The 21,832-nt window shown below is 69.0% G+C and carries 22 protein-coding genes; 19 read left to right on the top strand and 3 right to left on the bottom strand.

All coding sequences use genetic code 11. The annotated features are described in order from the left end of the window. Nucleotides 1-12: 12 nt before the first annotated feature. On the bottom strand, nt 13-1,590 hold the full coding sequence (locus VNF71_12275; protein ID HVA75329.1) for an MFS transporter: 1,578 nt from the start codon (nt 1,588-1,590) through the stop codon (nt 13-15). 285 nt (nt 1,591-1,875) lie between these two features. Here VNF71_12275 and VNF71_12270 point away from each other — a divergent pair, with 285 nt between their 5' ends. Continuing rightward, nucleotides 1,876-3,561, top strand: a complete 1,686-nt coding sequence (locus tag VNF71_12270; GenBank protein ID HVA75328.1) for a class I adenylate-forming enzyme family protein — start codon at nt 1,876-1,878, stop codon at nt 3,559-3,561. A gap of 61 nt (nt 3,562-3,622) precedes the next feature. Further along, complete coding sequence (locus VNF71_12265) at nt 3,623-4,843, top strand: cytochrome P450 (GenBank protein ID HVA75327.1); 1,221 nt, start codon at nt 3,623-3,625, stop codon at nt 4,841-4,843. A 12-nt stretch (nt 4,844-4,855) separates the two neighbouring features. Here the strand turns inward: VNF71_12265 and VNF71_12260 are convergent, their stop codons facing one another. Beyond that, nucleotides 4,856-5,674: a glycerophosphodiester phosphodiesterase gene (locus VNF71_12260; GenBank protein ID HVA75326.1), complete on the bottom strand. Its 819-nt coding sequence runs from the start codon at nt 5,672-5,674 to the stop codon at nt 4,856-4,858. Between the two features lie 25 nt (nt 5,675-5,699). Here VNF71_12260 and bluB point away from each other — a divergent pair, with 25 nt between their 5' ends. Further along, nucleotides 5,700-7,514, top strand: coding sequence for a 5,6-dimethylbenzimidazole synthase (gene bluB, locus VNF71_12255; protein HVA75325.1), 1,815 nt, complete (start codon nt 5,700-5,702; stop codon nt 7,512-7,514). 153 nt (nt 7,515-7,667) lie between these two features. Here bluB and VNF71_12250 read toward each other — a convergent pair whose 3' ends face one another. Continuing rightward, complete coding sequence (locus VNF71_12250) at nt 7,668-8,657, bottom strand: NAD(P)H-dependent glycerol-3-phosphate dehydrogenase (protein HVA75324.1); 990 nt, start codon at nt 8,655-8,657, stop codon at nt 7,668-7,670. 102 nt (nt 8,658-8,759) lie between these two features. Between VNF71_12250 and VNF71_12245 the strand changes: the two genes are divergently transcribed. The 16 genes from VNF71_12245 to nadC all read left to right on the top strand — a co-directional run bounded on the left by VNF71_12245 (nt 8,760) and on the right by nadC (nt 21,827). Next, nucleotides 8,760-9,338, top strand: coding sequence for a sigma-70 family RNA polymerase sigma factor (locus tag VNF71_12245; protein HVA75323.1), 579 nt, complete (start codon nt 8,760-8,762; stop codon nt 9,336-9,338). A 57-nt stretch (nt 9,339-9,395) separates the two neighbouring features. Further along, nucleotides 9,396-9,680: a mycothiol system anti-sigma-R factor gene (gene rsrA / locus VNF71_12240; protein HVA75322.1), complete on the top strand. Its 285-nt coding sequence runs from the start codon at nt 9,396-9,398 to the stop codon at nt 9,678-9,680. A gap of 45 nt (nt 9,681-9,725) precedes the next feature. After that, nucleotides 9,726-9,914: a hypothetical protein gene (locus tag VNF71_12235; GenBank protein HVA75321.1), complete on the top strand. Its 189-nt coding sequence runs from the start codon at nt 9,726-9,728 to the stop codon at nt 9,912-9,914. Nucleotides 9,915-10,022: 108 nt separating this feature from the next. Then, entirely contained in the window at nt 10,023-11,108 is a 1,086-nt protein-coding gene (locus tag VNF71_12230; protein ID HVA75320.1) for a zinc-dependent metalloprotease, read from the top strand. A 3-nt stretch (nt 11,109-11,111) separates the two neighbouring features. After that, nucleotides 11,112-12,029 (top strand): tRNA lysidine(34) synthetase TilS, encoded by a 918-nt coding sequence (gene tilS, locus VNF71_12225; GenBank protein ID HVA75319.1) that lies wholly within the window; start codon nt 11,112-11,114, stop codon nt 12,027-12,029. Nucleotides 12,030-12,053: 24 nt separating this feature from the next. Continuing rightward, complete coding sequence (gene hpt, locus VNF71_12220; GenBank protein HVA75318.1) at nt 12,054-12,674, top strand: hypoxanthine phosphoribosyltransferase; 621 nt, start codon at nt 12,054-12,056, stop codon at nt 12,672-12,674. Nucleotides 12,675-12,697: 23 nt separating this feature from the next. Further along, on the top strand, nt 12,698-14,974 hold the full coding sequence (ftsH, locus tag VNF71_12215) for an ATP-dependent zinc metalloprotease FtsH (protein HVA75317.1): 2,277 nt from the start codon (nt 12,698-12,700) through the stop codon (nt 14,972-14,974). Beyond that, nucleotides 14,971-15,600: a GTP cyclohydrolase I FolE gene (folE, locus tag VNF71_12210; protein ID HVA75316.1), complete on the top strand. Its 630-nt coding sequence runs from the start codon at nt 14,971-14,973 to the stop codon at nt 15,598-15,600. Before ftsH ends, folE begins: the two co-directional genes overlap by 4 nt. Nucleotides 15,601-15,640: 40 nt before the next feature. Next, a complete protein-coding gene (gene folP, locus VNF71_12205; protein ID HVA75315.1) occupies nt 15,641-16,456 on the top strand; it encodes a dihydropteroate synthase in 816 nt (271 codons plus the stop codon). Further along, nucleotides 16,453-16,977: a hypothetical protein gene (locus tag VNF71_12200; protein HVA75314.1), complete on the top strand. Its 525-nt coding sequence runs from the start codon at nt 16,453-16,455 to the stop codon at nt 16,975-16,977. The genes folP and VNF71_12200 overlap by 4 nt, the downstream gene beginning before the upstream one ends. A gap of 15 nt (nt 16,978-16,992) precedes the next feature. Next, nucleotides 16,993-17,403 carry a dihydroneopterin aldolase gene (folB, locus tag VNF71_12195; protein HVA75313.1) on the top strand — a complete coding sequence of 137 codons (411 nt, stop codon included), beginning with the start codon at nt 16,993-16,995 and terminating at the stop codon, nt 17,401-17,403. Between the two features lie 55 nt (nt 17,404-17,458). Next, nucleotides 17,459-18,037, top strand: coding sequence for a 2-amino-4-hydroxy-6-hydroxymethyldihydropteridine diphosphokinase (folK, locus tag VNF71_12190; protein HVA75312.1), 579 nt, complete (start codon nt 17,459-17,461; stop codon nt 18,035-18,037). An 80-nt stretch (nt 18,038-18,117) separates the two neighbouring features. Then, on the top strand, nt 18,118-18,993 hold the full coding sequence (gene panC / locus VNF71_12185; protein ID HVA75311.1) for a pantoate--beta-alanine ligase: 876 nt from the start codon (nt 18,118-18,120) through the stop codon (nt 18,991-18,993). A gap of 25 nt (nt 18,994-19,018) precedes the next feature. Next, a complete protein-coding gene (gene panD / locus VNF71_12180) occupies nt 19,019-19,411 on the top strand; it encodes an aspartate 1-decarboxylase (GenBank protein ID HVA75310.1) in 393 nt (130 codons plus the stop codon). After that, nucleotides 19,408-20,985 carry an L-aspartate oxidase gene (gene nadB / locus VNF71_12175; protein HVA75309.1) on the top strand — a complete coding sequence of 526 codons (1,578 nt, stop codon included), beginning with the start codon at nt 19,408-19,410 and terminating at the stop codon, nt 20,983-20,985. The genes panD and nadB overlap by 4 nt, the downstream gene beginning before the upstream one ends. Next, a complete protein-coding gene (nadC, locus tag VNF71_12170; GenBank protein ID HVA75308.1) occupies nt 20,982-21,827 on the top strand; it encodes a carboxylating nicotinate-nucleotide diphosphorylase in 846 nt (281 codons plus the stop codon). The genes nadB and nadC overlap by 4 nt, the downstream gene beginning before the upstream one ends. Nucleotides 21,828-21,832 lie beyond the last annotated feature (5 nt).

The following is a 21,832-nucleotide window of genomic DNA, read 5'->3' as shown; positions in this document are numbered from 1 at the left end:
TTCGCTGACCCCTCAGGCCGTTGCGGTCGTTCCCAGCTTGGCGAGCTCGGCCTGGACCATCGCCTCGTGGGCTTCTTCGTCTGCTCTGGCCTGCTTCGGGCTCCATCTGCCCCGCATGAGCGGGACGGTGAGCAGGAAGAAGATCATGCAGCCGAAGCAGATCCAGAACCAGTTCTTCCACTGCGCCCCGGTGTGCGCAGCGGCGCTGGCGACCTTGGGCCCATGCGCCTGCAGGTAGGCGAGATCGGACGCCGGAGCGTTCTTCAGGGCGATCAGCTCCTGCAGGTAGTTCGGTCCCAGCAGCTGGTGCGCCTCTGCGAGTCGTGCCGGGGTCGGGTTCTGTGCGAGGCCAGCGAGCAATGACGGGGGCAGTGTCGCCGCCGGGTACTTGGTCACCAATGCCTGAACCTCGCCGCCGTACTGGACGAGCGGGGTGACGGTGTTGATGACCGACGGAAGGATCATGTACGAGACGAAGACGATCACGCGGATGGTCCAGCCCCAGATCGCCAGGCCGGTGGCGGTGAGCGCCGGGTTGCGGGCCTCGACCGTCTCGGTGAAGCTGGCCATCCACGGCACGTAGGCGATGCCGAGGGTGACCGAACTGGCCGCGAGGATGATCGCCAGCGAGTAGTAGCTCGGATGGTTTCCGATCTGCTCCAGGTAGATGACCATCATCACCGCGGCTGCTATGCCGCCGATCATCATGAACGGCTTGCGCACCCGGAAGCGGTCGGAGACGAAACCGATGGTGACGACGGCGATGGCGTTGGGGATCCAGTTCCAGTTGCCGAGGGCGTCACCGTCGTGCACGCTGAACCCGAACACGGTGGTGAACAGGATCAGCCCGAACCCGACCGCCGTGTAGTAGATCAGCAGGAAGACCGAGATGCCTAGAGCCGACACAAGGACGTCGGCCTTGAGCAGCTGGCCCCAAGGGTTGCGCAGGGAGGCTTCGATGTCGATGCCCTTGGCCTTGGCCTCTATCAGTGCTCTGTCGTGCATCGTGACCATCAACTGGTCCCTGAGACCCGGCGACAGCTCACGCAACCCGATGAGGGCGATGGCGGCGACGACCAGGCCGGCAATGCCGCAGATGTGGTACTCGTGCGTCCAGAAGGCCGGGCTCGGGTTGCCGCCGATCGTGTGGCTGGCGACCACGAACACCACGACGCTGCCGAGCACAGGGCCGCTGGTCCAGAAACCCATCGCCGAGGCTCTGCCGACCTGAGGCGAGAAGTCCCGTATGAGGGCTGGAGTGGCCACGAGGCAGATGCCTTCCACCACCGCCACGATCCATCCCTCGATGGTGAACGCCCACTTGTTGGGCGCCGCCGGGATGATGAAGGCCACGAAGACGGCGGTGATGATCAGGCCGGCCACGACCAGGTTGGTCCGGCCGAGCCGGTCGGTGAGGCCGGCGAACAGCGACCCGAACGCACCGATCAGGTTCCCCACGGCGAGTGTGTAGACGAGGAAGGTGAAGCTCATGTGGAACTTCGCCAGGAACAGCGTCGACACGGATCCGCCGACGTACAGTTCGTAGTAGAGCATGATCGTCGCGAGGACCGTGATCGCGAGGTACGTCATGCGCTGGGCGGTATCCGGATAGGAATCCAGTTGCCGTCTCCACAGCCAGGACATCCCCTGTGGCCTTGCTTCGGACGATTCCGCTGCGGTCACACTCATACGAACCCCCGTTTGATCGGTGAACCGGCGTAACGCTTACTACAGGTTATGAGCGTGATCAACGTCACGCGCGGACGCTGGCGAGAGATATGCCCGAGTCTGTCTCGAATCGCGTGAAAAGTTTTCGCCCTGCGGGGCTGGCCGGTTGGCTCAGAAGCGCCCGTCGGGGTGAGATAGACAGTTCATATGGCGCTGAGCTACGAGCAGGCCGGGGCGCAGGTGACCGCGCCCGGCCAGATCTTCGAGGTGGCCCCCTTGGCCATCGGTGGAGTGGAGTACAAGGCGTTCAAGCACGCTCCTGCCAGCCTGAGAGACGTCTTCGCCGGCGCCCGCGGCCACCGAGCCAAGACTTTCCTCGTCTACGAGGACGAGCGGTGGTCCTTCGCGGAGGTGATGCACCACGTGGACGCCCTCGGAGCGGCCCTTGTGGAGCGGTACGGGGTGCGCCCCGGGGACCGGGTGGCGATCGGCATGAGGAACTACCCCGAGTGGGTCGTCTCGTTCGCTGCGATCACCTCGGTAGGCGCGATCTCGGTCTCGCTCAACGCATGGTGGGTCGACGACGAGCTCGACTACGCGCTCTCCGATTCCGGAGCCAAGGTGCTGATCGCCGACGGCGATCGCGTAGAGCGCACAAAGGAGGCGTGCGAGCGTCTCGGTGTGAGGACCATCGGCGTCCGGTGTGAACCGGCGTCAGGGGTGGATGCTTGGGCTGATGTCGTCGATCTCGGCGCGCCGCTGCCCGATATCGCCGTCAGCGGCGATGACGACGCCACCATTCTCTACACGTCCGGCACCACCGGACGCCCCAAGGGTGCGGTGTCGACGAACCGGGCGGTTGTGCAGTCGTTGATGGGCTTCGCGTGCCGGGCGCTGGTCGAACGTGCCCGTGAGCAGTCGTCTCCCTCCGATGCCGGTTCGTCCACTGATTTTGCCGAGGCCTCGGAGCAGAGCTTCATCTTGGTCGTGCCGTTGTTCCACGTGACCGGATGCATCCCGGTCATGCTCAGCTGCTTCGCGTTCGGGATGAAGCTGGTGATGATGCACCGATGGGATCCCGAGCGCGCACTCGAGTTGATCGAGCGCGAACGGGTCACCACCTTCGTCGGGGTTCCGACCCAGAGCTGGGACCTGCTGGAGTGCCCGCGCTTCTCCGAGTTCGACACGTCCAGCCTCCGCTCGGTCGGCGGCGGGGGCGCACCGGCCCCGCCGGCGCTGGTCAAGCGCGTCGCGAGGTCTTTTTCCAAAGGCCGTCCCAACATCGGCTACGGGATGACCGAGACGAACGCGTACGGGCCGGGCAACACCGGTCGCGACTACATCGAGCACCCGACGAGCACCGGGCGGGCTACGCCCATCCTCGAAATCACGATCCACGACCCCGACGGATCCGTCCTACCGGCCGGGCGGTCAGGCGAGATCTGGTTGAAGAGTCCCACGCTCATCCGCGGGTACTGGGGCAAGCCCGAGGCGACCGCCGAAGCGTTCGTCGACGGGTGGCTGCGCACCGGCGACGTCGGCCACCTCGACGAGGACGGGTTCCTCTATATCGAGGACCGTCTCAAGGACATGATCCTCCGCGCCGGCGAGAACGTCTACAGCGCCGAGGTCGAGGCCGCCATATACGAGCACCCCGGCGTTTACGAGGCCGCGGTCTTCGGGATCCCGCACCCCCGCCTCGGTGAGGAGGTCGCAGCGGTCGTTGTGGCCAAGGAAGGTGAGGAGCTGACGGAGCAGTCGCTCAAAGACCACCTCGGCGTGCGGCTAGCGCCTTTCAAGGTGCCTACCCGGATCGCGATCGTCGACTACCAGCTGCCGCGTAACGCCGCCGGGAAGATCCTGAAAACACAGTTGCGCGACGAGCTGGCCTGACGTCCCGCAGGGTGGGCCTCAGCGTTTGACCCCCTGGTGAAGCAAGCATACGGTCGCCACCATGACGGCTTCCTTGGTCGATCTCACTGACTCGTCTGCGTACGTTTCGGGGGTTCCCTACGAGTACCTGGCGTCGTTGCGCCGGCGCGGCGTGGTGTGGCAGGACGAGGCGAATGGGCCCGGCTTCTGGGCGGTCTCCCGTTACGCCGACTGCGTCGCGGTGAACCGCGACTACGAGCGCTTCTCCTCAGCGTTGAAGGCGGTCTTCATCTGGGACCTCCCGGAGGAGGAGCTGGCCCAGCAGCAGCTCATGATGCTCAACATGGACCCGCCGCTGCACACGCGGTACCGCCGGCTCGTGAACAAGGGCTTCACCCCGCGCATGGTGTCCCAGCTCGAGCAGCGCATTCACGAGACCGCGGACGAGATCATCGACGGCGTGATCGAGTCGGGCACGGCGGACTTCGTGACCGATCTGGTCGCCGAACTCCCCCTGATCGTCATCGCCGAACTGATGGGTGTACCGCGCGAGGACCGTCACCGCGTCTTCGACTGGTCCAACCGCATGGTCGGCAGCGAGGACCCCGAATACGGCATCACCGCCGACCAGGCCTCTCAGGCAGCGATGGAGTTGTACGCCTACGCGGCCGAGCTGTTCGCCGGCAAGCGGGCCGACCCTCACGAGGACCTCATGAGCGCTCTCACGCACGTTGAGGTCGAGGGCGAGCGTCTGTCCGAACTGGAACTCGAGCTCTTCTTCTTGCTGCTCGCGGTCGCGGGCAACGAAACGACGCGAAACCTGATGGCCGGCGGCATGCAGGCCTTCTTCGACAACCCCGATCAATGGAAGCGGCTGCTGGATGATCGCCGTCTTCTCGACTCGGCCGTCGAGGAGATGCTCAGGTATGTGTCGCCCGTGATGAACTTCCGCCGGCAGGCGGTGACCGACTTCGATCTCGGCGGCCAGCAGATCAAGGCCGGTGACAAGGTGGTGTTCTTCCACGCGGCGGCCAACCGTGACGAGACGGTATTCGAGGACCCCGACCGTTTCGATATCGGGCGCGACCCCAACCCCCACATGGCGTTCGGCGGCGGCGGCCCGCACTTCTGCCTGGGGGCGAACCTCGCCCGTCTCGAGATCAAGGTCATGTTCCAGCACCTGATGGACCGCATGCCTGGCCTCGCTCCGGCCGGACCCGCGGAGCGGCTGCAGTCGAACTTCATCAACGGGATCAAGCACCTGCCGGTGTCATTTGCGCCGGGCGCGCGCGTTCGGTCCTAAAGAGGTTCAGGATCAGGCGCTCACCCAGGCGCCGCGGCGCTGCAGCACCTCTCTCAGGAGACTCGGACGGTCGGTCATGATCCCGTCGACGCCGAGGTCGAGCAGGCGGTCCATCTCGGCCTCCTCGTCGATGGTCCAGACGTGGACCTGAAGTGCCGCGGTGTGCGAGGTCGCCACGAAACGCGTGTCGACGATCGGGATCGCCCCCTGACGTGTGGGTACCTGAGCGGCGCCGAACCCCCGGAAGCCGGCCCGTAGTAAACGCGCCGGAGGGCGCGGCGGGAGGCTGGCGACCCGCAGGGCAGTGATGGCTGCCGGGCCCATCGCCGTGCAGAGCGTCGGGCCGAGGGCGCGCTTGACCGTCCCGAGCCGGCGGCCGGAGAAGGACGTGATGCAGACCCGCTCCGTGGTGTTGGTTCTCTTGACGGTCTCGACCAGGGTGTCGACCGCCGAGTCGTGCTTCGCGTCGATGTTCCATCGGGTCTCGGGCCACTCCTCGAGCAGCTCGTCGAGGCGCGGGACGCGTTGGTCGCCTTCCAGGTCGACCTTCGACAGCTCGCTCCAGGTCATGGCGCGGACATCGGCCGCCACGCCCGCGACCCGGCGCAGGTCGGGGTCGTGGATCACCGCTGCGACACCGTCGCGTGTCGCGTGCACATCGGTCTCCATGTAGCGGTATCCCAGCGAGTGGGCGTGGTGGAAGGACGCCCAGGTGTTCTCCGGGTTCTCGAGAGCTCCTCCGCGGTGCGCGAAGGCAATCGGGGCGTCGTGGTCGAGGAATGCGAAGCGCGGCACGCCCGGGTTCGTAGGAATCGCTGGGGACGGGTTCACTCGGGCGCAGCCTACGCTCGGCGTCGTGCGAGCGACCTGGCCTCGTCCTGTCCCCACGATCGGCGATCGGACGAGCGCGGCGGAGAGGGCGAGCGATCCCGCCGGCTGGGCGTTACCCGTCACCGACCGCGAGGCGCTGTCGAGGGTCGTAGGGGCGCGGCGCGACATCCGTCGTTTCCGGCCCGACTCGGTTCCTGACGAGGTGCTGACGGCACTGCTCAGAGCTGCTCACTCGGGCCCGTCCGTGGGGCACTCGCAGCCATGGCGGTTCGTGGTCGTGCGTGACGCAGGCACGCGAGCGCGGGCCGCTGTCATGGCAGACCGGGCGCGCCTGGCGCAGGCCGCACTCATGGACGCCGAGTCGGGACGGCATCTCCTGGATCTCGACCTCGAAGGCATCCGTGAGGCACCGGTGGGCGTGGTCGTCTGCTGCGATCGTCGCGCGCCCGCCGAGGGAATCCTGGGAAGGGCGACGTTCAAGGACGCCGACACGTGGTCCTGCGCCTGCGCCATCCAGAACCTCTGGCTGACGGCAAGGGTTTACGGGCTCGGTGTCGGCTGGGTCACGCTCTTCGAGCCCCTCGAGCTGCGGGAGTTGATCGGCGCCCCGGCGGGAGTCGAGACCCTCGGGTGGCTCTGCATCGGGTGGCCCGACGAGCGACCGCCGGCGCCAGGTCTGGAGCGGCGCGGCTGGTCGCAGCGGATGCCCCTGGAGTCGGTGGTGCTGAGCGAGCGCTGGCCCGCTACCTCTGGCGGCGACCCCGCTCCGGGCCCGGTGGGCGCTTCCGGATCGGGTGGGGCGGGCGCACCCGTGTCCCGCGCCGCTCGCGTCAGGCTGCCGTCACAGACCGAGTTGGTCACGGCTCGTGACACGGCCGATGCGCTGCTCGCTTCGCCCGGAGCGCTCGGTGTCCTCGATCGAGCGGTCGACAAGGTGCTCGCGCTCGGGCTCGGGGCGGGCTGCGTTGAGGAGGGGTCGCTCGTGATCGTCGCGGCCGACCACCCGGTTGCCCGGCTCGGGGTCAGCGCTTTCGGCACCGAGGTCACCCGGGAGGTAGCCGAAGCCTCGGTGGCGGGCGAGTCGGTCGGCGCCGTCGCGGCGGCCACCGCCGGCATGTCGGTCGTCGTCGTCGACGCCGGGGTAGACGGAGACCCGGTCGAGGGTGCCGTCATCTGTCGTCCCTCCGACGGGCGGGGTGACCTTGTCGCCGGCGACGCCATGTCGGTCCGGGACGTGAGAGCGCTGTTGGACGCCGGCGCCGCGCTCAGCCGCCGGCTGGCGTCAGGCCCGGGACGCGGCCGCGGCCTGGTCGCCGTCGGCGAGGTCGGGGTGGCCAACACGACTGTGGCGGCCGCCCTGGCCGCCGGGCTGCTCGGCTTGGACCCGCAGGCCGTGGTCGGGCTGGGGGCGGGCTCCGATTCAGCGATCCTGGCCAAGAAGCGGGAGGTTGTGGCGGCCGCCCTGGCGAGGGTGGCCGGAGCGGCCGCCCCACCGGCCGACCCGCACGAGTGGCTCCGGCGAGTCGGCGGCCCGGAGATCGCCTACCTGACAGGAGTCGTCGAGGGCGTCTCGGAGGCGGGCGGGGTGATCGTGCTGGACGGCCTGGCCACGTCGGTCGCAGCCCTGGTGGCGGTGCTCGCCACGCCGGCCGTGGCGTCCCACCTGGTCGCGGGCCAGCGCAGCCGGGAGGTGGCGCACGCCGCCGTGTTGGGAGCGCTCGGTCTGGAGCCGTTGCTCGACCTGCGGCTCCGGGCCGGCGAGGGCGCCGGCGCCGCGCTCGCGGCCGGCGTGCTCAAAGCCGGGCTACGGGTCAGGCTGGAGGCCGCCCGGACGACCTGAACGCCCCCGACCGGCGGCCCAACGGAACCCCCGCTGGAGTGTTCTGGGTAGCTTAAGTATCCTCTCAGCATATTTAAGCTACCCACTCGGGTCTTCGCCCCATGATTCCGGGCGCCCCGGGCCCGAGGGGCGCCCGGCCCGGAGCCGCCGGCCCTACCCCGGCTCCGACTCGTGCCCGGCCGGCCGCAAACCCCGGTACGCGTCCACCGGCCGCTGCTTGCCCAGCACGACCTGGTTGATCTCGTAGCAGATCGGGAGCTCCACCCCGTAGCGCTGCGCTAGAGCCAGCGCGGTCTGCGCGGTGTTCACCCCCTCGGCCACCATGTGCATCTCGGCGAGGATCTCGTCCAAGCCACGACCGCGCCCCAACTGCTCGCCCACCGTCCGGTTCCGCGAAAACGGGCTCATGCACGTCGCCACCAAGTCCCCCATGCCGGCGAGCCCCGCGAGGGTCTGGGGTTCTGCCCCCATCGCGACTCCCAGGCGCATCAGTTCGGCCAGACCGCGGGTCATGACGGCGGCCCGGGTGTTGTCTCCGACACCCAGTCCCTCACCGATCCCTGCCGCGATGGCGATCACGTTCTTCAGGGCGCCGCCGATCTCGGCGCCGATGACGTCGTGGTTGCGGTACACCCGGAAAAGCCGGTGACCGAGGACCGACTGCAGCGCTGCTGCCACGCCCATGTCGTCGGTGGCAACGACGCTCGCCGCAGCCTGCCCGGCCATGATCTCCCTGGCGAGGTTAGGGCCGCTCAGAGCAGCAGCGGGGTGACCCGGGAGCAGTTCGTCGATGATCTGCGTCATCCGCAACAGCGATCCGGCCTCGATCCCTTTCGTCAGGCTGACGACGGGTATCCACGGCCGCACCCACTTGCGGGCCTCTTCGAGCGCTGCGCGGAAGCCCTTCGAGGGGACGGCGACGACGAGCACGTCGCCGTGGCGTACCGCCTCCTCGAGGTCGGAGGTCGCCCGCAAGCGCCGGGCGAGGCTGGTACCGGGAAGGTAGGCGGAGTTGGTGTGGTTGTCGTTGATCTCGCCGGCGACAGAAGGGTTGCGTGCCCAAAGAAGCGTGGGGTTGAGGGCCGTGGAAAGGCTTGCGACCGTCGTCCCCCACGAGCCGGCGCCGAGCACCGTTACCTTCATGCCGCCAGAAGCTATGGGAAAAGAAGACCCGGGTCGCGACTCCTAGCTCATTTTCAGGTAACTACCAGGGGACTGTCACACCCGCCGGGTAGGGTTTCCCGCATGGCCGACCAGGCCCGCTTCAGCGATATGGCTATGGAGTACATGGGTTCTCTCTACAGCGCGGCCCTGCGCATGACGCGCAACCCCGCCGACGCGGAGGACCTGGTGCAGGAGACCTACCTGAAGGCGTACCGGGCATTCGGGTCGTTTCAGGAGGGCACTAACCTCAAGGCCTGGCTTTACCGCATCCTCACCAACACGTTCATCAACTCCTACAGGGCGCGCCGGCGCCGGCCGGAGCAGACCGAGCTCGACGACGTCGAGGACCTTTACCTGTACCGCCGGCTCGGCGGGCTGGAGGCGGTGAGCGCAGGCCGCAGCGCCGAGGAGGAGGTCCTCGAGCACTTCACCGAAGCAGACGTGAAGGAAGCAGTCGAGGCCTTACCGGAGCAGTTCCGCATGGCGGTCCTACTGGCGGACGTAGAGGGTTTTTCCTACAAGGAGATCGCCGAGATTCTCGATGTTCCCATAGGAACCGTGATGAGCCGTCTCCATCGTGGAAGAAAGGCGCTCCAGAAGACGTTGCATGACTTCGGTAGGGAACGGGGTCTGCTGGCCTCGAGCCCCCCGGCCCACTGATGAGTGGAGGCCGATGAGTGGAGACCGAAAGCCGAGACCAGGCGAGCTGAGACCAGGATGGACGAAGAGCCCAGCATCGACGAGCTGACCGGCACAGGGGACTGCAACGACGCTCTGCAGACCCTGTACCACTACCTCGACGGCGAGCTCACGCCCGAGCGGCGGACCGCGATCCAGCGCCACCTAAACCAATGCGCCCCTTGCCTTCACGCTTTCGATTTCGAGGCGGAACTGAAAGTGGTGATCGCTCGCAGCTGCAGGGACCAGGTTCCTGCAGCGTTGCGCCGGCGGGTGGCGGAAGTGATCGAGCAGGCATCCAAGTCGCGATCAGATCACGTATAGGAGGGCGAGGAATCCGGGCGAGCCGGACGTTGTTAGGGGAGAGTGATGAGCGAGCGGTCTCTTGCAGGGCACACAATGAGCGGGAGCGAGCGCCCCTCCAAGTCTTTTGGCGAGGGCCGGACCTGTCGCGAGCCCGGCTGCAACACCCGCCTCTCGGTGTACAACAACGGGAAGTTCTGCTACCTCCACGAGCCGATGAGCGTCCCCCGGACGCGTGGCCGAAAGATCGCCTGACCGGCCTGCCGGCCTGAGGCAGACACGGCCTGCCGGCCTGAGGCAGACACGGCCGCCAAAACCGGCCGGCTCCAACCGTCGCCGGGCGATCGAGGGGTACCATGCCGCATGGCCGACCTGATCTCCTGGGACACCGCAGAGCGGGTCGCCCGTAAGGTCGCGAGCCGCCAGCCGCCTCTGGCGACGTACGAGCGGCGTGCTTTGGAGGCGGACTTCGCGGAACTCACCGCGGAGGCCGAGGAGCTGGTCGCCGCCGAGACGGGGCTGCGCTCCACGGCGGGCCCGGCTCGCGCACGTGTGGTCGACCGCGGCGAGTGGGTGGCCGCGAACGTGGCGTCTTTTCAGAGATTGCTCCGGCCGGTCACCGACAAGCTCAGCGAGAGGCTCGAGCGGACCAAGTCGCGGACCCCGCTGCCGGCGAACGTGTCTCGGGTGCTCACGGGATCGGAAGTCGGCCTGGTCCTCGGGTGGATGTCCACCCGTGTCCTCGGCCAGTACGACCAGCTCCTCATCGAGGAGGAGCGCCCGGAGGAGCAGGACATCGTCTACTACGTAGGGCCGAACATCGTGTCGCTCGAGCGGCGCTACGGTTTCCCGTCCCGGGAGTTCCGGCTCTGGCTGGCCCTGCACGAGGTCACCCACCGTGCGCAGTTCACGGGGGTGCCGTGGATGCGCGGCCACTTCCTCGGCCTCGTGGAACGGACCCTCGGCGGCATCGACCCGGACCCCAAGGCGTTGCTCGAGGCGCTCAAGCGGACAGCCGCAGTGATCCGCGCCGGACGCAACCCCCTCGACGAGGGCGGCATCGTCACCCTTATCGCGTCGCCGGAGCAGTACGAGGCGATCCAGGAGATCGGCGGGCTGATGAGCCTGCTCGAGGGTCACGGGGACATCACCATGGACCGCGCCGGCGCCGACCGGATCCCCAGCGCTACACGGTTCAGCAGCGTGCTTCGACAGCGCCGACGGCAGAAGGGTGTCGCCAAGCTCCTCAGCGTCCTGATCGGTATGGACGCCAAGTTGCGCCAGTACGAGCAGGGTGAACGCTTCATCGAGGCCGTGGAGGCCGCCGGCGGCCCCGGTCTGCTCGCCCGGGTGTGGGAGGCTCCCGCCTGGCTGCCCACCTGGCCCGAGATCCGCTCGCCGCAGTCGTGGATCCATCGGGCCACCGCGGCGCCAGCCGCCGCCGGCTGACAGGTGGACCTCGCCGCGGCGCTGCTGCCGTGCTGCGACTTCCCGCCGGCGGGCACCGACGTGAATCTGGCGGTGTCGGGTGGACCGGACTCGCTGGCCCTGCTGGTGCTCGCCGCGGCCGCTGGCCTCCGCGCGACGGTCGTGCATGTAGACCACGGCATCCGGGACGGGTCGGCTGCCGAAGCGGACCTCGTGAACGATGCCGCGTCGCGCTTGGGGGCCCGCTTCGAAGCGCGCACCGTAACGGTGACGCCCGGCCCCGATCTCGAAGCTCGCGCCCGCCGGGCGCGCTATGCCGTGCTGCCCGCGGGGGTCATGACCGGCCACACCATGGACGACCAGGCGGAGACGGTTCTCATCAACCTGCTGCGAGGCGCCGGCTTGGACGGCCTCGCCGGGATGCACGGCATCGACAAGCGGGGCCCTGCCGTCCGCCCCCACCGCCCGCTCCTCCGCCTCCGCCGCGCCGAGACAGCGGCCGTCTGCGAAGCGGTCGGCCTGACCCCATTCCACGACCCGACCAACGACGACCCCTCCTTCCTCCGTAACCGCCTCCGCTCCGACGTTCTGCCTTTGCTGTGCGAGGTAGCCGGCCGGGACGTGGTGCCGATCCTCGCCCGGCAGTCACAGCTGCTCGCCGAGGAGGCGGACCTGCTCGACGAGCTCGCCGCCGGCGTGGACCCCACCGACGCCCGCTCCCTCAAGGCGGCGCGTGCCCCGCTGGCCCGGCGAGCCGTCCGCCGGTGGCTGCGCGCCGGCGAGCAAGCGGCCGACGACGAGTTGCACCCCCCCTCGGCCGCGGAGGTCGCACGCGTGCTCGCTGTCGCCGAGGGCGTCGCGCGTGCGTGCGAGCTGTCGGGCGGGCGCCGCGTGGCGCGCACCGCCGGGCGCATGCGGGTGGATTGCGGCCAGGACGGGTAGGCGGCCCGGTATGGTCAGCGGGTCATGAGCGGCACGAGCCAGTCGGGCTGCGCGAAGGGTTTCGGCGCCGACCCGGCGCTGGGCCCCGTCGTCGTGCCCGAAGCCGACCTCCAGCGGCGCATCAGCGAGCTGGGCGAGGCCATCACCACCGACTATGCCCGCCGCCCGCCGCTGCTCGTCGGCGTCCTGAAGGGAGCCTGCTTCTTCCTGTCCGACCTGGCCCGCTGCATCCATCTGCCTGTCGAACTGGATTTCATGGCGGTTTCGTCGTACGGCAGCTCCACCCACACCAGCGGCGTGGTGCGCATCGTCAAGGACCTCGACATCGACCTCACCGGCCGCCACGTCCTCATCGTGGAGGACATCGTCGATTCCGGCCTGACCCTGTCCTACATGCGGCGCAACCTGCTCGCCCGCCACCCCGCCTCGCTCGAGGTGGTGGCGTTGCTCGTGAAGTCCGGGCTTCAGTCGGTTGATCTCCACCTCGCCTACGAGGGCTTCCGTATCCCGCCGGACTTCGTGGTCGGCTACGGCCTCGACGTGGCAGAGAGGTACCGGAATCTTCCTTTTGTCGCCACCTACCTGGGTGAATCGGCGGGCGACGGCGAATCTCCCAAGGAGCGGGCCGACCGCTACCCTTATTGATCCATGACCTCGAGTAGCCGCCGATGAAGAAGCTGCTGCGCAATCCGGTCGCGTACGCCCTAGTGGCGGTGATCGTCGGATTGCTTCTGTTCAGCGTGCTTCGCTCGGGGCCGAGCCGTACCAACATCACCCTGGGCGACTACGAGCAGGACCTCGCCACCAAGGGCGCGGTCGCCACCGCGACCATCCACGACGGGTCCGACTCGGTTACCGGCAAGCTGCGCGACGGCACCGACTACGTGGTGGACTATCCCGACCGCCTGACCGAGTCGTTGACGAGCAAGATCATCGCGTCGGGTGCGACGGTCAAGGTCTCGCACACCAAGTCGAACCCGTGGGTCTCGATCCTCGAGAGCTACCTGCCGATCGTGCTCATCGTCGGGTTGTTCCTCCTGTTCGTCAACTCGATGCAGGGCGGCGGTTCGCGGGTGATGCAATTCGGCAAGTCGAGGGCGAAGACCGCTGGAAAAGACCAGCCGAAGGTGACATTCGCCGACGTCGCAGGCGCAGAGGAGGCGGTGGCTGAGCTCCAGGAGATCAAGGAGTTCCTCGAGTCACCAAGCCGATTTCAGGCCTTGGGAGCGAAGATCCCCAAGGGCGTTCTGCTTTTCGGCCCGCCTGGTACGGGCAAGACGCTCCTGGCGCGCGCCGTTGCGGGAGAGGCTGGTGTTCCGTTCTTCTCGATCTCCGGCTCGGACTTCGTCGAGATGTTCGTCGGTGTCGGTGCGAGCCGAGTGCGCGACCTGTTCGAGCAGGCGAAGACCAACGCCCCGGCGATCGTGTTCATGGACGAGATCGACGCGGTCGGCCGCCATCGCGGCGCCGGTCTCGGGGGCGGGCACGACGAGCGGGAGCAGACGCTCAACCAGCTTCTCGTGGAGATGGACGGCTTCGACGTGCGCGGCGGTGTGATCCTGATCGCCGCGACGAACCGGCCGGACATTCTGGATCCCGCGCTGTTGAGGCCCGGTCGTTTTGACCGCCAGATCGTCGTCGACCGGCCGGACCTGGCCGGCCGCCGCCAGATACTCGGGGTGCACGCGCGCGGTAAGCCGCTGGCGGGGTCCGCCGACCTCGACGTGCTGGCCAAACGAACGCCGGGGTTCACAGGCGCCGACCTGGCAAACCTGCTCAACGAAGCAGCCATCCTCGCCGCACGCCGCAACCTCCGCCAGATCGGTATGCGCGAATGCGAGGAGGCGATCGACCGTGTGCTAGCCGGGCCGGAGCGTAAGACGCTGGTGATGAGCGAGCACGACAAGCTGGTGACGGCGTACCACGAGGCCGGCCATGCGATCGTCGGGCACGTGCTCACCCACGCCGACCCGATTCACAAGGTATCGATCGTCGCGCGCAGCCGGTCCCTGGGCTTGACGTTCACGCTGCCGGAGGATCGCTACAACCATTCGCGCAGCCAGCTGCGCGACTCCATGGCGATGGCCCTGGGGGGGAGGACAGCCGAGGAGATCGTCTTCTCTGAACCCACCACCGGCGCCGAAAACGACATCGAGAAGGTCACCCGCATCGCCCGCGCCATGGTCACCGAGTACGGCATGAGCGACACTCTCGGGCCGCAGCAGCTGGGCCAGCGCGACGGGGAGGTTTTCCTCGGCCGCGAATTCGGCCACCAGCCCAACTACTCCGAAGAGGTCGCCGCCGCCATCGACCGCGAGGTGGGCGCGCTGATCGAGGAGGCGCACACACGGGCACGTGCGGTGCTGGTCCACCACAGGGATGTGCTCGACCGCATGGCGCAGGAGTTGGTCGAGAAGGAAACGCTCGACACGATGGACCTCGAGGAGATCCTCGGTCCTCTCACGCCTTGGCCCACTGATGCGGTGCCGTCGAACGGCGCCGGCAAGACGGGTGCTCGCCGCCGGCCGGACCGCGGTGACGCCGGTGGCATCGCGATACCCGTGAAGCCCGAGCCCGTGGCGGCTCCGGGTCGCCGCCGGCGGCCTCTCGCTGCCCCGGGTCGCGCGGCCCCGGTGGGTGCCGCCACGCGAACCTCCACGCCCCGCGCCGCCGCGCCGCCGACGGCACTGAAGCGGACCCCCAATGCCCAGGCCGGCGCGAAGCCCGCCGCTGTCAAGACGTCCACGAAGCGCGCGGCAGCGCCGCCGCCCACCAATCCCAAGGCAGCACCGCCGCCCACCAATCCCAAGGCCCGGGCCGCCACCACGCCGGCACCGCGGGATGCGCGCGCCACACCGGCGGCGCCGAAGCGCCGCGCTGCCCAGCAGACGATCTCGCGGACGGCACGCTCGCGCCCCGCGCCGCCCAAGCCATCCGAGCAGTGACGAGCCTCCACCCGTTCCGCAGCGAGGAAGGGCCAGGTCACGAGCGGCCGACACTGGACCTCGCGCGCATCGAACGGGCGGTGCGCGAGATCCTCATCGCCATCGGCGAGGACCCCGACCGCGACGGTCTGCTCGAAACGCCGCGCCGGGTGGCCCGGATGTACGAGGAGATCTTCTCGGGGATACGGGAGGATCCGGGGCAGCACCTGTCGGTGATGTTCGAGGCCGACCATGACGAGATGGTCATGGTCAAGGAGATCCCCGTCTACAGCGTGTGCGAGCATCACCTCGTCCCCTGGTTCGGCTTGGCGCACGTTGCCTACATCCCCAACGAGGACGGCCGAATCACCGGCCTGTCGAAGCTCGCGAGACTCGTCGACGGGTTCTCCCGCCGGCCTCAGGTTCAGGAGCGGCTGACGACCCAGGTCGCGGATTGCCTTGAAGCGGTGCTGGGCCCGCGTGGGGTGTTGGTCGTGGTCGAGGCGGAGCATCTGTGCATGTCGATGCGCGGCGTCCGCAAACCTGGTGCGACGACCGTCACCTCGGCCGTGCGAGGGCTCATGCGTGACAGCGCCGCCGCTCGCAGCGAGGCGATGGGCTTCATACACGGCTCGCGGCGCTACTGAGGCCTCCCTGCCGTCCCGAGGCGCCCTGTACTGTGACTCCGTGACCCGTGTGATGGGCGTGCTCAACGTCACCCCGGATTCATTTTCAGACGGGGGACGCTGGCTGGATCCCGAAGCGGCCGTTGCCCACGGCCGGGCCATGGCAGCCGAAGGAGCCGACATCGTCGACGTCGGCGGGGAATCCACCCGACCGGGCGCGAGGCCGGTGCCCGAGGAGGAGGAGCTCCGGCGGGTCGTGCCCGTCGTCGAAGCCCTCGCCCGAGAGAACATCGTGGTGTCCATCGACAGCCGCAAGCCCGCCGTGGCCCGCGCGGCCGTCGCCGCCGGCGCCTCGATCATCAACGACGTCTCCGCCTCCCTCTGGCCCGTCGCCGCCGAGACGGGCGCCGCGTGGGTCGCCATGCACATGCCCGCCGACCCCGAGGTGATGCAGCAGCACGCCCGGTACGTGGACGTGGTGGCCGAGGTGAAGTCCTATCTGGTCGAGCGCGCCGAGACAGCCCGCCGGGCCGGCGTCGAGAATCTCTGGATCGACCCCGGTATCGGCTTCGGGAAGACCCCGGCGCACAACCTGAGCCTGCTGCGTCACCTCGACGAGCTGGTAGACACCGGGATACCTGTGCTCGTCGGCACGAGCCGCAAGTCGTTTCTCGGTCGCCTCGCCGCCGGCGAGACGGGGGAGTCCGCCGGGCCGGAAGACCGGCTCGAAGGAACGGTCGCGACCACCACCTGGGCAGTGACCAGGGGAGCGGACGTGGTCCGCGTGCACGACGTGCGTCCGGTGAGTCAGGCAATTCACCTCGCCGAAGCGCGACCAAGACCCGAATCGGATGTAGCCGGAGTTCCGGCTCGATGAAGGGCAAGTGGGCGAAGGGCATCCAGCCGCGCTTCTTCGCGTGGATCATCAAAGGCAAGCTGGCCATCAGCGAACGTCCCGGCGGGTACGCACGCAACCACAGGAAGGTGCGCCGTCACGAGGAGATCCTCTGGCTTCGGGGTGAGGGTTTCACGCGGGTGGTCTCGCTTCTGCCTTCCCCGCACAACCTCCATGCGTACGACGAGATGGGGGTCACTTGGTCGCACGTCCCGTTCGCGCCGCACGACGACGCCAGCATCGTCCTCGCCGGGCTCTACTCGCAGATCAAGGACTGGCTCGCCGCCGGCGAGCGCGTCCTCATCCACCAAGAGGAGCTCGGGGACAGGCTCATGGGGGTCGTCGCCGGCTACCTCCGCTGGTCAGGCATGGTCCCGAGCGGGCCTCAGGCGATCGCCGTCGTCGAGAGGATCCTGGGCCGGCAGATGGGCCCAGCCGGCAGGGAGCTGGTGGCCCTCGTGCCTCAGGTGGCGGGCCACACCACCGAGGCGCTCGGGGGCTGAGACGAGGGCTGAGCTGTGGACCGCCCCGCCACCCACCGGCCCGCGACCGATCGACCCGCGACCGATCGAATAGAGCTGCGGGGCCTGCGCGCCGTAGGCACGCACGGCGTGCTGCCCGAGGAGCGCGAGCGGCCCCAGCCATTCGAGGTGGACCTCGACCTGGAGCTGGATCTCACCGCGCCGGGGCGCTCCGACGACCTCGACGACACCGCCGACTACGGAGCGGTCACCCAGGCGGTGGCCGGCGCGATAGCCGGGGAACACTCGGATCTCCTCGAGCACCTGGCTGAGCGCATCGCGGCCGCAGCTCTCGCCGCCGCTCCCCGAGCCGAAGCCGTCACCGTGACCCTCCGCAAGCTGCGCCCCCCGGTGCCGGTATCTTTGGCCACCGCCGGGGTGACCATCCGCCGAACCCGGGCCGGCTGAGCCGACCCGCCCACCGGCCCGACCCGCCCCCTTACCGGCCCACCCACCCGCACCGTTGCCCGACCCCCGACGTCCCCAGCGCCAGGCTCCCGCCCCGACCCGGCCGCGCCCCCCGGCCGGCGACGCCCCCGGGCCACCCACGGCCGAGAGCGCGATCCAGGCCCGCCGCGGGCCGAAGCCGAAGGTGCGGGCGTTCCTGGGCCTCGGGTCCAACCTCGGTGACCGGCGGGCCTTCCTGGCCGGCGCGATCGCCCGGCTGCCCGACGTGTCGGCCGTCTCGCCGGTTTACGAGACCGACCCGGTGGGCGGTCCCCCCGGACAGGGGGCCTACCTCAATTGCGTCGTCGAGCTGCTCACCGACCGCACCCCGAGGGAGCTGCTCGCCGCGGCGCAAGCCGCCGAAGCGGCCGCCAACCGCGAACGGCTCGAGAGATGGGGGCCCCGAACGCTCGACGTCGATGTTCTCCTCGTCGGCCACGAAAGCGTCAATGACCCGGACCTGGTGGTCCCGCACCCCCGCATGTGGACCCGGGGCTTCGTGCTCGTGCCCCTGGGGGACCTCGCTCCGGAGCTCGTCATCGGGCACCTGACTTCCGACCTTGCGCGGGGCATCCGGCCCGCTGGCACGATCTGAAGCACCCTCGGCTAGCATTTCCCGACACACACACGAACGGCACCCTCGTCGAGGGGCTGGAACGTCAGTGAGGGAACTCTTTGAACCTCGAGCTCGTCGAACAGGCAGCCGCGTGGCGAGGCCGGCTCGAGTCCTGCCGCGCCAAAGGGCAGCAGGTCGGGCTGGTCCCGACGATGGGTGCCCTACACGGCGGCCACATGTCGCTCATCCGAAGGGCCGCCTCGGAATGCGACGTGGTCACGCTCACCGACTACGTCAACCCGCTGCAGTTCGGAGCCGGAGAGGACCTCGCCGGCTACCCGCGCGATCTCGAGCGGGACTGCCGGCTGGCGGGCGAGGCGGGCGCCGCGATCGTCTTCGCGCCCATCCCGCAGGAGATGTGGCCGCAGCCACCGGCGACAACCGTTTCGGTTGCCGGTGAGCTCACTGACGTTCTCGAAGGTTCTTCCCGTCCGGGTCATTTCGCGGGCGTGACGACCATCGTGGCGAAGTTGTTCTCGCTGGCGGGCCCTTGCGTGGCGTACTTCGGGGAAAAGGACTACCAGCAGCTGGCCGTGGTCCGGCGCATGGTCGAGGACCTGTCGATGCCGGTCGAGATCGTCGTCTGCCCTACCGTGCGCGATACCGACGGCCTCGCGATGTCGAGCCGCAACGCATATCTCACCGCGGCAGAGCGCGAGGCGGCTCCTCATCTCTTCTACGCGTTGCTCGCCGGCAAGCGCGCGGTCGAGGACGAAGGCATCGACGAGCCTGCTCTTGTCGAGAAAGCGATGGCCGAGTCTCTCGCCGGCCAGCCCGCTTTTACCCTCGACTACGCCGCCGTTGCCGAGCCCGCCACTTTGCGGACTCCCGACAGGGTCACCAGCGAGGTCCGCCTTCTCATGGCTGCGCGTATCGGCCGAGCGCGGCTGATCGACAACATCGCCGCGACCCCACCGCCGGCCAATCCCGACTGACTACCGACACAGGAGGACGCCCCGTATGCGCCGCCGCATGCTCAAGTCCAAGATCCACCGGGCCACCGTGACCGAGGCCGATCTCAACTACATAGGGTCGATCAGCCTCGACCCGGAGCTCATGGCTGCAGCCGACATCCTCGAGCACGAGCAGGTGGCCGTCCTCGACATCGACAACGGTGCCCGCTTCGAAACCTACGCCATCACGGGACAACCGGGTCAGGTGTGCCTGAACGGTGCAGCCGCCCGGCTCGTGCACGTCGGGGACAAAGTGATCATCATCACCTACGCCGACTACGAGAGCGATGAGCTCGAGGGGCACACGCCTACAGTCGTGCACGTGGACCAGTGGAACCGCGCGATTCCCGACGAGGAGGCCGTTTCAAGCGGGGTGGCGCTTCGAAGCACCCCGTCTTGACCGCGCAGGGGGCAGAACTCGACCTCATCGTCGTCGGGAGCGGCGTCGCGGGCCTGTCGGCAGCCGTCCGGGCTGCTGCCGCCGAGCCCGGTCTCAGAGTCGGGGTGGTGTCCAAAGGTGCCCTTGCCGACTCGGCCACGCAGTGGGCCCAGGGCGGCGTCGCCGCGGTGTTGCACCACAGCGAGGCGGACGTGCGGCACCCCGACTCGCTGCACCTGCACGCTGACGACACCATGCGCGCCGGCGCCGGACTCTGCGACCGCGACGCTGTGCAGACGCTCGTATCCGAAGGCCCCGGGCGCGTTCGCGAGCTGGCCGCGCTCGGAGCCCAGTTCGACCGTGACGAGCGCGGCGTATGGAAGCTCTCCCGGGAAGGGGGCCACTCGGCGCCGCGGGTCGTACACGCCGGTGGCGCGGCGACAGGCGCCGAGGTGGAGCGCGCCCTGGTGGAAGCCGCTCGGGGTATGGCCTCGCGGGTGTGGGAGCACACGTGGGTGGAGGATCTCATCGTGGAGGGCGGTCGTTGCCGGGGGGTGACCCTCGAGGCAGGTACAGGGCTGCGCGCACCCCACACGCTCCTCGCGACCGGAGGTGCCGGTCAGCTGTTCGCTGTGACGACAAACCCGTCGCAGTCGACGGGGGACGGACTGGCGATGGCGCTTCGAGCGGGCGTAGCGGTCGCGGACGTCGAGTTCATACAGTTCCATCCGACCGCCCTCTACGGGTCTTACGAGGGTCCCCGGCCGCTCCTGAGCGAGGCTTTGCGCGGCGAGGGAGCGGTGCTGCGCGATCCCGCCGGTCGGCGCTTCGTCGACGAGATGCTGCCGCGAGACGTCGTGGCCGCGGCGGTGGCGGCGGCGATGGCGGACTCCGGTGCGGACTACGTCTGGCTCGACGTGACACCGATCGAGGGCTTCGAGTCGCGCTTCCCGACGCTCGCGGCGTCGGCGCGTGGCGCCGGTCTTGATCCCACCCGCGACTGGCTGCCCGTCGCGCCGGCGGCGCACTACATGTGCGGTGGCGTCCTGACGGACCTCGACGGAGCGACCGCCCTGCCAGGTTTGTGGGCGGCCGGCGAGGTCGCCTGCACGGGTGTGCACGGCGCCAACCGGCTGGCATCGAACTCTCTGCTGGAGGGGATGGTGTTCGGTGCCCGCGTGGTCGAAGCAGTACTGAGGGGAAAAGACGGACCCGACGCGACAGGAGCGCTGCGCGCGTTGATAGGCGGGGGTGCCGCAACCGAGGGTGTCGTTGGGGCGGAGTGGCTCGTCGACGAGACGCCCACGCCGGAGCGCATTCCCACCAACGACACCGTCAAGTCCCGTGAACGCCTCCAGCGCGCCATGAGCGCCGGTGCTGGTGTCGTGCGCGACGCCGGATCCCTCGCGGCAACCGCCGCCGAGATAGAAGCGGTCGCGACCGAGGGAGTCGGATCCGCCGACACGGCGAACCTGGTGGTAGCCGCCAGGGCGCTCGTCCGCGCGGCGATAGCGCGCCGGGAGACCAGGGGAGGGCACCGCCGGCGGGATTACCCGGAGACGTCCCCCGGCTTTTCACATAGGTTCGTGCAGTGACTCCCAACTGGTTGGACCCCCCGCTCACGGCGGTGCGAGAGGTCGTCGCACGCGCGCTGGCCGAGGATCTCGGCGTGTTCGGCGACCTGACCGCCGGGCTGGTCGACCCGGGTGCAACCGCCTCCGGGACGCTCGTCGCCCGGAGGCCCGGCGTGCTGGCCGGGACCCTTGCAGCGACAGAAGTCTTCGCCACCGTGGACCCGGCCATCGCGGTCACCTGGAGCTCCTCCGATGGCGACCTGGTGCCGATGAACCGGGTGATGGCGACGGTCAACGGCCCGTTGGCCTCCGTGTTGACGGCGGAGCGGACGGCCCTGAACCTCCTCGGTCACCTCTCCGGCGTGGCGACCATGACCCGCCGGTTCGTCGAGGCCGCCGGCCCCACGGCCCGGATACGGGACACCCGAAAGACGACACCCGGGCTGCGGGCACTCGAGAAGGCAGCCGTTCGCGCAGGAGGCGGCGTCAACCACAGGGCCTCCCTTTCCGACGGCATCCTCGTCAAGGACAACCACCTTGCAGGCCTCAGCATCGACGCGGCGGTCAAGGAGGCGCGCCGGCGCTGGCCCGGAATCCCGTGCGAGGTCGAGTGCGACGATCTCGGCCAGGTGAAAGCCGCTCTGCTCGCCGGCGCGGACGTGATCCTCGTCGACAACATGGACCCGTCCGAGGTCGCCGCCTCCGTCGCGATGGTCGGTGGCCGCACGCCGATCGAGGTGTCTGGCGGGGTCACCTTGGAGAACGTCGGGGCTTACGCCTCCGCCGGCGTCGCGATGATCGCGGTCGGTGCCATCACCCACTCCGCCCCGGTGCTCGACATCGGGCTGGACCTCGAGGCCTAGGAGAC

It is taken from the genome of Acidimicrobiales bacterium (genome assembly GCA_035533095.1).
Classification (GTDB): domain Bacteria; phylum Actinomycetota; class Acidimicrobiia; order Acidimicrobiales; family Palsa-688; genus DATLUM01.
Note: the sequence above shows the minus strand (reverse complement) of the source record. Positions and strands in the feature narration are given on the sequence as shown.